Origin of the sequence: Microbispora sp. CSR-4, from assembly GCF_008033685.1 — a bacterium.
Lineage (GTDB): Bacteria > Actinomycetota > Actinomycetes > Streptosporangiales > Streptosporangiaceae > Microbispora.
The window spans coordinates 285,580-300,612 of record NZ_VJVX01000001.1; the positions used below are offsets into that span (position 1 = coordinate 285,580).

Genomic DNA, 15,033 nt, shown 5'->3' on the forward strand with positions numbered 1-15,033 from the left:
CCCGGTCAACCGGCCAGGCAGGCCGGGCCGAGCAGCTGCTTGAGGTCGCCCATCAGGGCGGGCGAGGGGGTCACCCGGAGCCGGTCGTCCAGCCGCATGACCGTCGTGCGCGGCCCGTTGTGCACCTGGAGGTGGACCTCCGTGGTGCCGGGGTGGGTGGTCAGCACCTCCTTGAGCCGGCCGACGACGGGCGGCGTGCAGCGGTTGATCGGCATGCTGACCACCAGCGGCCCGCCGTTCTCGGCACTGAGGTCCGGCGCGGTCACCTCCATCGCGATGATCTTCGCGACGTCCTCCCGCTTGTCGATCCTGCCCTTGACGAAGACGATCGCGTCCTCGGCGAGCACGGTCGCGCAGAGCTGGTAGGCCGACGGGAAGATCATGACCTCGATCGAGCCCTCCAGGTCCTCCAGCATGGTGAGGACCCAGGTGTCGCCCTTCTTGGTCACCTTGCGCTGCAGGCCCGACAGGATGCCGCCGACCGTGACGACCTGCCCGTCGGGACGGCTGTCGTCCTGGAGGGCCGCGATCGAGCAGTCGGCGCCCGCCGACAGGATGTGCTCGACGCCGAACAGCGGGTGGTCGGAGACGTACAGGCCGAGCATCTCGCGCTCGAACTGCAGCAGCGTCGTCTTGTCCCACTCCCCCGGCGGGATCTGCACGTCGAAGGTCTGGTCTTCGGCGCCGTCGATCGCGCCGAACAGCGAGTCCTGGCCGATCGCCTCGTTCTTCTTGATGTCGATGATCGCGTCGACGGCCTGTTCGTGCACCATCAGCAGGCCCTTGCGCACGTGCCCGAACGAGTCGAACGCGCCCGACTTGATCAGCGACTCGATGACGCGCTTGTTGCAGACGATCGCGGGGACCTTGCGCAGGAAGTCCTTGAAGTCGGTGAACCTGCCCTTCTCCTTGCGCGCCGCGATGATCCCGTCGACGACGTTCGCGCCGACGTTGCGGATGGCCGACAGGCCGAACCGGATGTCGGTGCCGCGCGGGGTGAAGTCGAAGTCGGAGTCGTTGACGTCCGGCGGGAGCACCTTGATGCCCATGCGGCGGCACTCGTTGAGATAGAGGGCCGACTTGTCCTTGTCGTCCTTGACGCTGGTGAGCAGGGCCGCCATGTATTCGGCCGGGTAGTTGGCCTTGAGATAGGCGGTCCAGTAGGACACCAGGCCGTATCCGGCGGTGTGGGCCTTGTTGAAGGCGTAGTCGGAGAACGGCAGGAGGATGTCCCACAGGGCCTTGATGGCCGCGGCGGAGAACCCGTTCTCCTTCATGCCCTTCTCGAAGAACTCGAACTGCTTGTCCAGCTCGGCCTTCTTCTTCTTGCCCATCGCGCGGCGGAGCAGGTCGGCGCCGCCGAGCGTGTAGTTGGCCACCTTCTGGGCGATGGCCATGACCTGCTCCTGATAGACGATCAGGCCGTAGGTCGTGCTGAGGATGTCCTTGAGCGGCTCCTCCAGCTCGGGGTGGATCGGGGTGATCTCCTGCTGGCCGTTCTTGCGCAGCGCGTAGTTGGTGTGCGAGTTGGCGCCCATCGGGCCGGGCCGGTAGAGCGCGAGGGCCGCGGAGATGTCCTCGAAGTTGTCGGGCTTCATCAGCCGCAGCAGCGTGCGCATGCCGCCGCCGTCCAGCTGGAAGATGCCGAGCGTGTCGCCCTTGGCCAGCAGCTCGTACGTCTTGGTGTCGTCGAGCGGGAGCTCCAGCAGCTCGATCCTGTTCCCGGTGTTCGTCTCGATCATCTTGAGGCAGTCGTCGATGATCGTGAGGTTGCGCAGGCCCAGGAAGTCCATCTTCAGCAGGCCGAGCGTCTCGCAGGTCGGGTAGTCGAACTGCGTGATGATCGCGCCGTCGGAGTCGCGGCGCATGATCGGGATGTGGTCGGTCAGCGGCTCGGCCGACATGATGACGCCCGCGGCGTGCACGCCGGTCTGCCGGATCAGGCCCTCCAGGCCGCGCCCGAGGTCGATCGTCGCCTTGACGTCGACGTCCTCCTCGTACAGCTTGCGCAGCTCGCCCGCCTCGTTGTAGCGCGGGTGGTCGGAGTCGAAGATGCCCGACAGCGGGATGTCCTTGCCCATCACCGCCGGGGGGAACGCCTTGGAGATGCGGTCGCCCAGCGCGTACGGGTAACCGAGGACGCGGCCGGCGTCCTTCACGGCCGCCTTCGCCTTGATGGTGCCGAACGTGGCGATCATGGCGACCTTGTCGGCGCCCCATTTCTCGGTGACGTAGCGGATCACGTCGGCGCGCCGGCGCTCGTCGAAGTCGATGTCGATGTCGGGCATCGAGACGCGCTCGGGGTTGAGGAACCGCTCGAAGATCAGGCCGTGCGGGATCGGGTCGAGGTCGGTGATGCCCAGCGAGTACGCGACCAGCGAACCGGCGGCCGAACCACGGCCGGGACCGACCCGGATGCCGTTGTTCTTGGCCCACATGATGAAGTCGGCGACCACGAGGAAGTAGCTCGGGAAGCCCATCTGGATGATGACCGACAGCTCGTTCTCGACCCAGGCGCGGTGCTCCTCGTCGACGCCGCCGGGGAAGCGGCGCTTCATGCCCTCCCAGACCTGCTGCCGGAAGTATTCCTCCTCCGTCATCCCCTCGGGGATCGGGTAGGTCGGCATGAGGTTGTGGTAGGGGAAGAAGCCCTCGGGGTCGACCTTCTCGGCCACCAGCAGCGTGTTGCGGCAGCCCTCCTGCCAGATGTCGGAGGAGTCGACCGCCCGCATCTCGTCGGCCGTCTTGATGTAGTAGCCGCTGCCGTCGAACCGGAACCGGTCGGGGTCGCTGAGCTGCTTGCCCGTCTGGATGCACAGGAGGGCGTCGTGACCGGCGGCGTCCGACTCGTACGTGTAGTGGGAGTCGTTGGTGACCACCGGCGGGATGTCCAGCTCGCGGCTGATCCGGATCAGGCCGTCGCGGACCCGGCGCTCGATGTCGAGCCCGTGGTCCATGATCTCCAGGAAGTAGTTCTCCTTGCCGAAGATCTCCTGGTATTTCGCGGCGGCCTTGAGCGCCTCGTCGTACTGGCCGAGCCGCAGCCGGGTCTGCACCTCCCCGGACGGGCAGCCGGTCGTGGCCATCAGGCCGTCGGCGTGCTCGGCGAGGATGTCGGCGTCCATCCGGGCCCACTTGCGGACGAAGCCCTCGGTGTAGGCACGCGAGCTGAGCTTCATCAGGTTCTTCAGGCCGGTCTTGTTCCGCGCCCAGATGGTCATGTGGGTGTAGTAGCCACCCGCCGAGACGTCGTCGCTCTTCTGGTGCGGCTCGCCCCACAGCACCGGCTTCTTGTGCATGCGCGACTCGGGCGCGACGTACGCCTCGATGCCGAGGATGGGCTTCACCCCGGCGCCGGTCGCCTGCTTGTAGAAGTCGTAGGCGCCGTGCATGTTGCCATGGTCGGTGATCGCGATCGCGGGCATCTCCAGCTCGCCCACGAGTTTGAACATCTGCTTCAGCCGCGCCGCTCCGTCGAGCATCGAATACTCGGTGTGGACGTGCAGATGAACAAACGAATCACCCATGAGACCCCCATCGTCACCGGACCGCGGACCAGAGCCTACGCCGTGATCGCCAACCAGTGGGACTCAGGTGAAACAGAGTTTATCTCCGTTCCTCGCCGTCGCGCGTCTCCTCCGACAGGCGCAGCCCGGCCTCGATCACGGCGTTCATGATGGGGGCGAGCCGACCCGCGCCGAGGCTGGGGGCGCGGCGGGCCATGGCCTCCACGAGGCGCCGCTCACGCTCCATGTCGCGCCCCCGGAACCCGCCGACGGGCTTGAGCCGCTGGATGCGCCCGGCCAGCGCGGCCCGGCGTTCGAGCAGCGTGGCGAGGGCCGCGTCCACCCGGTCGATCGCGGCCCGGGCCGCGCCGAGGGTCTCGGGGTCGTCGCGCCGCACGAGCGCCGCCATGACCGTCGCCGCCTCGTGCGCCGCCGCGAGGGCCGGCGCGGGCGCGCCCGGGGCGACCAGCAGGCCGTCCGCGCCCGCCGCCACCGCCGCGTTCGCGAGCCCGCCGTCGGCGCCCAGCCCGGCGAGCACGGGACGGCCGGCCCGCTCCCGAGCGGCGCGCATGAGCCCGAGATCGGGCGCGGCGTCCTCCGCGTGACCGCCGCTCTCGCATAGCACGACCGCCTCGTTGCCCTCGGCGGCGCAGTCGTCCGCCGCGGCCAGCCACTCCTCCAGCGTCGCCGCCCGCCCGTTCCGGCCGGCTCCCCGCTGGAGGACGACAGGGAGCCCGAGCCGGGCCGCGGCGCGGACGAGATCGGGGTCGGCCGCCCAGGCCGCCCCGACCACCACGCCGTCGGCGTGCCGGGCCACGATGGACAGGTCGGCGACCGTGGCGGGCTCCATCAGCAGTGGGCCGGCCTCGGCGACCGCCCTGTCTCGCGAGGAACCCTCCCCGGAAGCGTCCCCGTGCTCGGGCCCCGCGCCGTCCGCGGAAGTGCCGGCGGGAGCGCCGGGAGCGCCTGGAGTGCCGGGGATCGTGCCGTCGCCGCGCAGGCGCACCCAGCGGGCGTCCCGGCCCCCGATGACCACAACGGGGCGCCCGTCGCCGATCACGAGGTCGCCGATCCGTACGGCATCGCGGTCGAGTTGGGCTGCCTTCGTCATGTGGGCTCCTCCATGAGCGCCCCCGCGGAACCGGCGGTCCGCCACGAGGGCTCGCTGAGATCGGGACTGGCCGAGAAAACGAACGTCCGAAAACCAAAAAGGCAGAGACGCTGGCGTCCCTGCCTCAAGCCGGCTCCGGATGGTCGCTAGCTCACGTCACGCGACCGGCTCTCCGGAGCCGGCCTCGTAAACGAGCTGTACCTACCCATAACAAGGACCTTAGCAGCGGCGGGCCACGACTCGAACCGATTTGTCTCGGATTCCGGGATCGCCTGTCATGTACGCGGTTGATCCCTTTGCCATCCGTGGGACGATTCATGGGTCCAGGAAGGGGTTCGAGTGTCGCGTGCGGAAGGCCGGCTCGTCGGAGGCCGGTACCAGTTGGTGGAGCCGATCGGCCGGGGTGGCATGGGCGTGGTATGGCGCGCCCACGACCAGTTGCTGGACCGCGCGGTCGCGGTCAAGGAGGTCCGCTACGACAGCGCCATGGGCGACGAGCTCAGCGACCTCAATCGCCGGACCATGCGCGAGGCCCGGGCCGCGGGCCGCCTCACCCACCCCAACGTGGTGGTCGTCCACGACGTGATCGAGGAGGACGACCGCCCCTGGATCATCATGCAGCTCGTGCCGTCCCGCTCGCTGGGGCAGGTGATCAGGGAGGACGGCCCGCTGTCCGCCGAGCGCACCGTCGAGATCGGCCTGCAGATCCTCGACGCGCTGCGCGCCGCCCACCGCCAGGGCGTGCTGCACCGCGACGTCAAGCCGGAGAACGTGCTGCTCACCGATGACGGCCGGGTGGTCCTGACCGACTTCGGCATCGCCAGGCTCGAAGCCGACTCCACCATGACCCGCACCGGCCTCGTCGGCACCCCCGCCTTCATCGCCCCCGAACGGCTCCGCGGCGAGGCCGCCCAGCGCGAATCGGACCTGTGGTCGCTCGGCGCCACGCTCTACACGGCGGTGGAGGGCAAGCCCCCGCACGACCGGGGCATGGCGATGGCCACCATGCACGCCGTGCTGAACGACGACCCGGCCCCGCCGCGGCGCGCGGGCGCGCTGGGTTCCGTCCTCCAAAGGATGCTGGCCAAGGAGCCCGCCGACCGGCCCGGCTATGACGAGCTCATCCGGCTGCTCAAGCGGGCGGCGCGGGAGCTGGCCCCGCCGCCGTCCCGGCCCGCCGCCGAGCCCGCCTCCCCGCAGGCCGCGAAGCCGGAGGCCGCGAAGCCGGAGGCCGCGAAGCCCGAAACGCCCGCCTCCCGGCAGGGCAAGGCGTCCCGGGGTGCGGCGCCGTACCCGCCCGTGTCCCCCTCGCCCGCGTCTTCGCCGGAGGCCTCCTCCTCCCGAAGGGACGAGGCGGCGGAGCGCACCCCCGCCGCCGGTGAGGGAGGAGCGGCCGGGCGCGGCGGCGCCCTGCGCGATGCCGCGGGCCCCGGCGAGATCACCTCGCCCCTCCCGGTCATCCGCGACGACGCGGCACCCGGACAGGCGGACGGCCCGGCTCAGGAGCGGCCCGGGAAGACTCCGGCGGCCATGCCGGAGACCGGCGCGCAGGCCGCCCCGCCCGCCCGTACGACGCCTTCGACCGGCGCTTCCGCCAAGGGGAGGCCCGGGAAGGAGGACGGCCGTGCGGCGGACGCGGACGCCGGCGACGGCACCACCAGGATCGCCCCCGCCGCCTCCGCGGGCTCCGTGGCCTCCGCGGCCTCCGGTGGGAAGGGCCGTAATGGGCAGGAGGGCTCGTCCGCCGCCGGGAAGGCGAAGGATTCCGGCGCCTCCTCCGGTGAGCGCCCCGCCACCACGGCCTCCGGGTCGAGCGCGACACCGAAGGGCGCCACGGGCGGGAGCACCACAGGGGGGAGCACCACAGGGGGGAGCACCACAGGCGGGAGCACCACAGGCGGGAGCACCACAGGGGGAAGCACCACAGGGGGGAGCGCCGCGTCGAAGGCCGCGGCGGGTTCGGCCTCGTCCGCGTCGTCCGCGTCGTCCGCCTCATCTGGTTCGTCCGGTTCGTTCGCCTCCTCCGGTTCCACCGGCTCCGGGAGCTCCGGCGGCTTCGGGGGTTCCGGTGGCGGCAGCCGTACGTCCCGGCCCTACGCGAACGACCGGCCCACGCCGGGTGCGGGCGACGAGCGGCCCGCCGCCACGGCGGACCGTACGCAGGAGTCCTCGGGCGGCATCGCCGGGAGCCCGATCGCCGGGCTGCGGCAGGCGTCCCCGACGATTCCCCCGCAGGACGGGGCGGCCTGGCAGGGGTCGCCGACCAGCCTGGTCGTGCCGCGGTCGTCGAACAGCCTGCTGAAGGTCGCGTTGATCCTCGTTCCCGCGCTGCTGGTCATCGCCGGTGTGGCGGGGTACCTCGGCCTGCGGGCGGGTGAAGGCGACTCGGGAAGCGACCCCGCCGCCGGGCCGAACGCGGCCGCGGCGGTCGGGGGCGGCGACACGCCCTCCGCTGCGGAGCCCTCATCGGCCGCGCCGAACTCCCCCGAGCCGTCCGCGTCGGAAGAGGAGACGAAGTCCCCCGAGCCCTCCCCCAGCCCCAAGACCTCCGAGCCCGCCGGTGTCCCCGACGGGTGGCACAAGTACAAGCACTCCAGCGGGTTCTCCATCGCGCTGCCGAAGGGATGGCATGTCGACGGCAGGGGCAACGGCGAGGTCCGCTTCCGCGGCGACTCGCACACCTATCTGGAGGTCCACCACACCACGAGTCCCGAGTCGGACGCGCTGAAGGTCTGGCGGCGCGACGTGCCGGGCATGAGCCGGAACTTCCCCGGCTACAAGCTCGTCGAGATCCGCGAGGTCAAGGGGTTCTGGAAGACCGCGGCCGACTGGGAGTTCACCTTCGGCGACAGCCGCTATCGGTCCCGGGTGATCGACCGTGGCTTCGTCACCGACAAGCACAACGGCTACGCGCTGCTCTACAAGACCCAGGACAAGGACTGGAAGAAGAAGAAAGAGCTCTTCGAGACCATCGCCTCCACCTTCAAGCCGGCGAAGTAGCGACCGGCGGGCGTGTCACGCCGGTGACCGCGGGCGCTCATACGCGGGTGCCCGCGGTCCCGGCACTGGCGGCGACGCGATGCGGTCAGGGCTGGCCGACGTAGGCGACCACCACGGTCGCCGGGCGGGCGGTCCAGCTGTCGTCCACGGGGGTGAACGTCACCTTCCCGGAGCCGTAGCACGGCAGTGTCGCGGTGGCCGGGATGTCGGCCTTGACCCCGTAGTAGCGCAGCACGAGCGCCCTTGTGACGGTCGACGGGTCGCCCAGGTTCACCGCGATCGAGGTGCCGCCGCTGCCGGTGTAGCCGAGGCCCGCGAGCGACGACGCGATCCCGGCGGGCCGCACCTCCACCGTCTGCCCGGGTAACGGATGCCCGGTCTGTCCAGGGAATACCGGCCCATAGCACGCCATCTTGATGACCGTGTGGCTGGTCTGGCCGTTGACGAAACCGTAGAAGTACTCGTGGGGGCCGATGGGAGCGGGGTCGGCGACCTCGGCCGAGGCGGGGAGCGCGGTGGCCGCCACGAGGACGGCGGCGGCCAGGGGGACGAGGCGCGCGGCGGCGGTGCGGAACACGGAACCTCCGGCTGACGACAGGTGCGCGAACGGGCGATCCGGACGGTAGGCCGGTCCTTCCTGCCGGTCAACGTCCGCCGTCCCCCGCTCGGCCCGGCGCTCGGAAGACGCGGCGGAACGGGTGAAACGTTCACCGGCTCAGCTCCGCCTCGGCGCCCCGGCCCCCTGACCACCGTGGCGGGGCGGGCTCAGCCGGTGTGGCGGGCCTGCGCCAGGTAGGCCACCAGGCCGGCGATCCGTTCGGCCGGCCAGGGCAGGCTCCGGCCGATCTCCGCGCTGTTGTCCTGCCACATCCTCTGGGCCGCCGCCCTCGTCCGCTCGCCCTCCGGTCCGGCGGGGTGGAACCGGCCCGCGAGGGCGTCCCAGCGGCGTACGAGGTCGCGGGCGCGCTCGTCCTCCGCGGGAACGCCGGTCTCCACGAGCCGCAGGCCCTCCTCTACGAGCCCCTTCCATTCGTGCTTGGCCGCTTCGACGCCCTCGCCGCCCAGGGCGGCCCTGCGCTCGGCCAGCCGCTCGCGCTGCTCTTCGGTCAAGTAGGTCTCGAACACCGACATCAACTCCAATGCGGTCATCAACCGGTCCGGATCGGGGCCGGACGAGTCGCCGGCCTGCCGGAGCAGGCCGCGGACCCGCCGGCGCAGCATCCCGATCAGCTCGGCATGCTCGTCGAGCCTGCGCAACTGCGCCGTCAGCAGATGGCGCATCGACTCGGGGTCGTCCGCCGCGCCGTCGAGAACGCCCGCGATCTCCTCCAGCGACAGGCCGAGGGTCCGCAGGGTGCGGACGCGGTACAGCCGCCGCAGGTCCCGCTCGGTGTAGCGGCGGTGCCCGGCGGGCGTACGCTCGCTCGCGCGCAGCAGCCCGATCTCGTCGTAGTGGTAGAGCGCGCGCACCGTCATCCCGGTCGCCCGTGCCAGCTCGCCGATCGACCATCGCCGCCCGGCGTCGTCCGTCCCGATCACGCTCGGAACGCTACGACCTCCCGCCGCGTAGGGTTCAAGCCCCGCGAGCGCGCGATCACCGGCGTCCGGCAGGCCTCCCTCTGCCGAGGACGGGAACCCGCCTGACTACACTGCGGCTGCGATCCGGTCGCGACGCCGTCGAAGGCTGGAGCTCCCCCGCCCGGAAACGAAAGGCACGGCACGATGGCCGACCGCGACACCGCCGCACTCGACGACCCCGTCGGCGAGTCGCTTCGCGGCCACCACGCGCACCTGGCCCGCCGGATCGGACGGGCGGCCGGTTATCCGCCGGAGATCGCGACGTTCTCCACGGTGTCCGCCGACCCCGGCCCGGCCGAGTGGGACGACCTCGCGCGGCTGCTCGGTCGCGGCGGGTTCGCCGATCTGTTCAGCTCCCCGGCTACCCCGCCCGCGGACTGGGAGCCGGTGTTCAGCCTCGACGGCTTCCAGATGATCTGGCCCGAGGGCGCCCACCCCGGTCACACGGAGGCCCAACCCGCTCATGCGGAAGCCGAGTCCGGCGCGCGGATCGCCGAGCTGGACGCCGGCGACGTGCCCGAGATGCTCGATCTCACCGCGCGGACCCGGCCTGGGCCGTTCTGGCCCCGGACCCCCGAGCTCGGCGCCTATCTCGGCGTCCGCGAGAACGGGGCCCTGGTCGCCATGGCGGGCGAACGGCTCCGCCCGCCCGGGGGGACCGAGATCAGCGCCGTCTGCGCCGCCCCCGAGGCCCGCGGGCGCGGGCACGCCTCCCGCCTGGTGCGCGCCCTGGTCGCCCGCATCACGGCGCGCGGCGAGCGCCCGTTCCTCCACGTGGCCGAGGCCAACGTCGCCGCGATCGCGCTCTACGAGCGGCTCGGTTTCAAGGTCCGCAGGCGCGTGACGTTCCGCGGGTTCCGCACACCCTGACCGGCCGTCACGCCCGCCGCCGTCGCGGCGTCAGCGGGAGTAGTGCTCGACCACGAGCTGCTCGTCCACCGGCACGGCGATCTCCTCGCGTACGGGTCGCCGCAGCAGCGTGAAGCGCAGCGCGCGGTGGTCCACGTCGAGGTAGGGGGCGATCCGCTCGTCCGCGTACGCGCCCTCGGCGGCGGCCGCGAACGGCTGCATCCGGACCGACCGCTCCCGTACGGCCACCGACTGGCCCGGCTTGACCTGGTAGCTCGGGATGTCCACCTTGCGGCCGTCGACCGTGATGTGCCCGTGGTTCACGTACTGCCGGGCGGCGTAGATGGACGGTGCGAGGCCGGCCCGCAGGACGAGCGAGGCGAGCCGGGTCTCCAGCAGCGCCACCAGTTCCTCCCCCGAACGGCCGGGGCGGCGGACGGCCAGATCCCAGTAGCGGCGGAGCTGACGTTCCGGCACGTCGTAATACCAGCGGAGCTTCTGCTTCTCCAGCAGCCGCATTCCGTAGTCGCCGGTGTTGCGCCGGCTGGTCTTGCGGCCGTGCTCCCCCGGCGGGTAGGGCCGGGCCTCGAAGTACTTCACCGCCTTCCGGGTGAGCGGGACGCCCGCCCGGCGCGACAGCCGCACCTTCGGACCCGTGTAACGCATGACGCCTCTTTTCAAGTTAGGTGAGCCTTACTAAGGTAAGCCTAACCTACGAAGCGAGGAGCTCTCATGCGCCACCCGGTCACCGCAGCCCCCATCCCCGAACGCGTACGGACGCTCGCGGCGGTGGCGGCGCCCACGCACGTCTCCGTCGCCGGGTCCGGCGTGCCCACGGCCACCGCCCGGGGCGGCGTGGACGGCACGGGCCGGCCGGTCCTGCTCGTGAAGCCCGGCGAGACCCTGTACGGCACGCCCGCGGAGACCCTGGTGACGGTCGACCTCACAGTGAGCAGGGAGGTCGGCGGGGTCGAGCGGCAGCGCGCCCTGCTGAAGGTGCGGGGGTGGACGCAGCCCGTGCCGGAGGCGGAGACGCGGGCCACCGCCGTCGCCATCGCGGAGGCGTGCCCCGACGAGGACCTGTTCGCGGCGGTCGAGGGCGGCGGTCCCGCGCTGCTGCGCGTCGACGTCTGCCACGTGATCTACCTGACCGGCCAGGAGTCGGGCGTCCTCGACGCCGAGAGCTACCTCGCCTCGGCTCCCGACCCGTTGCTCCCTCTGGCCGAACGCATGGTGCGGCACGTCAACGAGTCCCACGCGCGGCAGCTGAAGGAGGCGGTGGAGAGGCTGACGGGGGAACCGGCCCAGGAGGAGGTGTGGCTGTGGGAGCTCGACCGCTACGGCGCCACACTGCGGCCGGGGCCCGGCCACCTGGTGAGGATCCCCTGGCCCGCGCCCGTCACGACGCCCGCGGCACTCGAACACGCCCTGGCCTGTCTCATGCACGCCTCCTGAGCGACGGCCTCCCGCGTACGTGCGGACGGGCCGCTATTCGCATACCGCCCACACGGGCGTGGCGGCTCTCATGCGAGGAACGCTGGGTTCGCCCCGTTCGCGGGCACATCGAGCGGCGGATAGACACGGGCATGACCTTCGTCATGGCCCCGATGGGCGATTGCATCCGGTCCGGATCTCTCTAGGGTCGAGACCATGGCGCGTTTCGACTGGCTTCGCGACGCCGACCGGCCGTTCCTGTTCAACGTCGTGTTCTGGGCGATGACGGCCCTGCTGGCCGCCAGCCTCACTCAATGGGTCGCGGCCGGCCCCGCCGCCCGGCCGCAGGTCGTGCTCTTCGGCGCCAACCTCGTGCTGCTCGCGGTGCTCTGGCCGGTGCTTCCCTGGAATCCGGCGCGAGGCCGCCATTGGGTGGCCCCGCTGTTCCTGGCGGCGACGATCATGCTGGGGTTCACCGGCTCGCGGCAGACCCACCTGCCGCTGATCCTCATCGCGGTGGCCGACCTGGCCTTCCTGTACGGCATGCGCGTCGCGACGGCCATCCTGTCGGGCGTCGTGGTCCTGTGCGCCGTCACGCCTCCGCTCGTCGGCGACACCATCGCCGACGGCCTGGTCCAGGCCGCCTGGATGGCGGCGTTCTCCGCGTTCGTCCTGGGCATGGTGGCGTCCATACGCGAGGCGCGGCGCAGGCGCGAGGAGGCCCAGGGGTTGCTGGAGCGGATCAGGGAGCTGGCCGTCGCCGAGGAACGGGCGCGGATGGCGGCGGAGATGCACGACTCGGTCGGCCATCACCTCACCGTCATCAAGATGGGCCTGGAGAACGCCGAGCGGTTCCGCGAGCGCCGCCCCGAGGCCGCCTGGGCGGAGGTCCGCCAGGCCAAGGAGCTCACCGTGGAGGCGCTGGCCGACGCGCGGCGCTGGGTGCGGGCGCTGCGGCCGCTCGCGCTCGACGGCCGCGTCGGCAGCGCCGCGCTCGAACGGCTCGCGGCGTCGTTCGACGGCACCGGTATCAGCGTGAGCTTCGAGGTGCGGGGCGAGGAGCGGCGCCTGGAGGCCGACACCGAGCTCGTCCTCTATCGGGTGCTGCAGGAGGGCCTCACCAACGCGCTGCGGCACGCGAAGGCCGAGCACGTGCACGGCACGCTGACGTTCGGCGACGGCCGGGTGGCGCTCGTGGTCAGCGACGACGGAACGGGCCGGGACGACGGCTCGCGCGGCTTCGGGCTGGCGTCGCTGGCCGATCGGGCCAGGGCGCTCGGCGGCACGCTGGCCGGCGGCAACAGGCCGGGCGGCGGGTTCGAGCTGCGCGCCGAGCTGCCGCTGGCGGGGGTGCGGGCGTGACGCCGGTCACGGTGGTGCTGGTGGACGACCAGGCGCTGCTGCGCCAGGGCCTGCGCAAGCTGCTGGAGGTCGAGGACGGCATCGAGGTCGTCGGCGAGGCGGCCGACGGCCACGAGGCGCTGCGGGTGATCGGCGAGCGACGGCCGCACGTGGCGCTCGTGGACATGCGCATGCCGGGCATGAACGGCGTGGAGCTGATCGTCCGTCTGGCCGCCGGGCATCCGGAGGTGGCGGTCGTCGTGCTCAGCACGTTCGACGAGGACGAGTACATCTTCGGCGCGCTGCGCGGCGGCGCGACCGGCTATCTGCTGAAGGACTGCTCGCCGGAGGAGCTGGTCTCGGCCGTCCACCGGGTGAGCCGCGGGGAGACCGTGCTGGGCAGCCCGGTGGCGGCCCGGCTGGTCGCCGAGCTGCGGCACCTGCCGGTGAACGCGGTCGCCTTCCGCGGGCGGGAGCTGCTGTCGGCCCGCGAGGTGGAGGTGGCGCGGATGGTCGCCGCCGGGGCGGCCAACAGGGAGATCGCGGCCCGGCTGTGCATCACCGAGGGCACGGTCAAGAACCACGTGTCGAGCGTGCTGCGCAAGCTGGGTCTGCGCGACCGCACCCAGCTCGCCCTGCACCTGCGCCCCTGACGCCGCCGCCGCCGACCGGAAGAAGCCCGGCCGCGAAAAGCCCGGCCGGAAAGCCTCCGGCGATGAAAGCCCCACGCCATGAAACCCGGCGGCTCCCGCGGAACGGGAGCCGCCGGAGGAGGGTCACCAGGAGGTGGGCTTGCCCTTCTGGTACAGCCACACGTCGAAGAACGCCTGCAGGTCCTTGCCCGAGACCTTCTCCGCCGCCTTGATGAAGTCGGCGGTGCTGGCGTTGCCATACCGGTGCTGGGTCGTCCAGTCCTTGATCAGCGTGAAGAAGGCGGTGTCGCCGATCTTGCCGCGCAGCGCGTGCAGCGTCATCGCGCCGCGGTTGTACGGCACGTTGCCGAACATGTCCTCGGGGCCGGGGTCGGCCGTGACGACCTGCCAGAACGACGAGGTCGCCGCCCGGCCGTAGTTGCTGGAGCTGTCGAACGTCTGCTGCACGGTGGCGCCGCCGGTGTGCTCGGTCCACAGCCAGCTCGCGTACGTCGCGAAGCCCTCGTTGAGCCAGATGTCGGACCACTTGGCGACGCTCACGCTGTCGCCGTACCACTGGTGCGCGAGCTCGTGCGCCATCGTGCCGACGCTGGGCGCACTGGAGAAGATCGGCTTGGTCTGGCTCTCCAGGGCGTAGCCGACGTCCGGCGCGCGGTCGATGATGGCGCCCGCCTGGTTGTACGGGTACGGCCCGAAGATCGAGGAGAAGAACTCCAGGATGTCGGGGATCCGGGCGACGGCCGCCGCCGACTGGGCCTCCAGACGCGGGTCCACGGCCGTGTAGACCGGGATGCCGCTCGGCGTGGTCGTCTCGTTCACGGTGAAGTTCCCCAGCGTCACGGTGGCGAGGTAGGTCGCCATCGGCTCGGCCGAGTCCCACACGAACGTCGTCTTGCCCTTCGCGGTCGTCTTGGACACCAGGCGGCCGTTGCCGACCACCGTGACGCCCTCGGGGACCGTCGCGTGGAAGGTGAACGTCGCCTTGTCCGTGGGGCTGTCGTTGGACGGCAGCCAGGCCGGGGCGCCCTGCGGCTCGCCCGGCACGAAGGCGCCGTCGTCGGTCGGCACCCAGCCCTCGATCGAGCCGTCGGGGTCGGTGACGACCGGCGGCGTCCCGGCGTACGTCACCGTGACCGTGAACGTCTCCCCGGCCTTGAGCTTCGGCCGCGGCGTGACGACGAGCTCCTGCCCGTCGCGGCGGAAGTCGGCCGGGTGCTTGCCCACCTTCAGCGACGTGATCTCCGGGCCCCGGAAGTCCAGGTCGAACTGGTCGAGGTCCTGGGTGGCGACCGCGGTGATCACCGTCGTGGCGTCCATGACCTTGGTGGCGGGGTCGTAGGAGAACGTGACGTCATAGTGCTGAACGTCGTAGCCGCCGTTGCCCTGGTCGGGGAAGTACGGGTCGCCGAGCGAGGGGGCGCCGGCGGAGAAGCGCGGCTCCCCGGGCTTGCCGGGGGCCGCGAGAGCCGTGGTCGCCTGGGTGGTGGCGAGCAGCGCGGCCGCGAGGGCCGCACCGCCGAGCCGCACCGCCCGGCGCGAGCGGGACGAGGTCATGAGGTTC

Annotated in this window: 11 protein-coding genes; 5 read left to right on the forward strand and 6 right to left on the reverse strand. The window is 71.8% G+C overall.

What is annotated here, in order from left to right; genetic code table 11:
- Window positions 1–5 precede the first annotated feature (5 nt).
- The gene (gene dnaE, locus FLV34_RS01365; protein ID WP_142645045.1) at window positions 6–3,527 is read right to left on the reverse strand and encodes a DNA polymerase III subunit alpha; all 3,522 of its coding nucleotides are present in this window, start codon (window positions 3,525–3,527) and stop codon (window positions 6–8) included.
- A gap of 79 nt (window positions 3,528–3,606) precedes the next feature.
- Window positions 3,607–4,617: a chorismate mutase gene (locus FLV34_RS43195; protein ID WP_142645044.1), complete on the reverse strand. Its 1,011-nt coding sequence runs from the start codon at window positions 4,615–4,617 to the stop codon at window positions 3,607–3,609.
- A gap of 339 nt (window positions 4,618–4,956) precedes the next feature.
- Here FLV34_RS43195 and FLV34_RS01375 point away from each other — a divergent pair, with 339 nt between their 5' ends.
- Window positions 4,957–7,617 (forward strand): serine/threonine-protein kinase, encoded by a 2,661-nt coding sequence (locus FLV34_RS01375; RefSeq protein WP_147942182.1) that lies wholly within the window; start codon window positions 4,957–4,959, stop codon window positions 7,615–7,617.
- Window positions 7,618–7,702: 85 nt separating this feature from the next.
- On the opposite strand, the gene FLV34_RS01380 is transcribed toward FLV34_RS01375, so the two are convergent.
- Together FLV34_RS01380 and FLV34_RS01385 are read right to left on the reverse strand one after the other, a co-directional pair.
- Entirely contained in the window at window positions 7,703–8,194 is a 492-nt protein-coding gene (locus FLV34_RS01380; RefSeq protein ID WP_147942183.1) for a hypothetical protein, read from the reverse strand.
- Between the two features lie 188 nt (window positions 8,195–8,382).
- Window positions 8,383–9,156, reverse strand: coding sequence for a MerR family transcriptional regulator (locus FLV34_RS01385; protein WP_142645041.1), 774 nt, complete (start codon window positions 9,154–9,156; stop codon window positions 8,383–8,385).
- Between the two features lie 183 nt (window positions 9,157–9,339).
- Between FLV34_RS01385 and FLV34_RS01390 the strand changes: the two genes are divergently transcribed.
- Complete coding sequence (locus tag FLV34_RS01390; protein ID WP_147942184.1) at window positions 9,340–10,065, forward strand: GNAT family N-acetyltransferase; 726 nt, start codon at window positions 9,340–9,342, stop codon at window positions 10,063–10,065.
- Between the two features lie 30 nt (window positions 10,066–10,095).
- Here FLV34_RS01390 and rpsD read toward each other — a convergent pair whose 3' ends face one another.
- Window positions 10,096–10,710 carry a 30S ribosomal protein S4 gene (rpsD, locus tag FLV34_RS01395; RefSeq protein WP_142645039.1) on the reverse strand — a complete coding sequence of 205 codons (615 nt, stop codon included), beginning with the start codon at window positions 10,708–10,710 and terminating at the stop codon, window positions 10,096–10,098.
- A 66-nt stretch (window positions 10,711–10,776) separates the two neighbouring features.
- Here rpsD and FLV34_RS01400 point away from each other — a divergent pair, with 66 nt between their 5' ends.
- The 3 genes from FLV34_RS01400 (at window position 10,777) to FLV34_RS01410 (ending at window position 13,472) form a co-directional block, all read left to right on the forward strand.
- Complete coding sequence (locus tag FLV34_RS01400) at window positions 10,777–11,499, forward strand: DUF2470 domain-containing protein (RefSeq protein WP_142645038.1); 723 nt, start codon at window positions 10,777–10,779, stop codon at window positions 11,497–11,499.
- A gap of 195 nt (window positions 11,500–11,694) precedes the next feature.
- A complete protein-coding gene (locus FLV34_RS01405; protein WP_142645037.1) occupies window positions 11,695–12,840 on the forward strand; it encodes a sensor histidine kinase in 1,146 nt (381 codons plus the stop codon).
- Window positions 12,837–13,472 carry a response regulator transcription factor gene (locus FLV34_RS01410; RefSeq protein ID WP_142645036.1) on the forward strand — a complete coding sequence of 212 codons (636 nt, stop codon included), beginning with the start codon at window positions 12,837–12,839 and terminating at the stop codon, window positions 13,470–13,472. The genes FLV34_RS01405 and FLV34_RS01410 overlap by 4 nt, the downstream gene beginning before the upstream one ends.
- 123 nt (window positions 13,473–13,595) lie before the next feature.
- On the opposite strand, the gene FLV34_RS01415 is transcribed toward FLV34_RS01410, so the two are convergent.
- A complete protein-coding gene (locus tag FLV34_RS01415; protein ID WP_142645035.1) occupies window positions 13,596–15,026 on the reverse strand; it encodes a M1 family metallopeptidase in 1,431 nt (476 codons plus the stop codon).
- Window positions 15,027–15,033 lie beyond the last annotated feature (7 nt).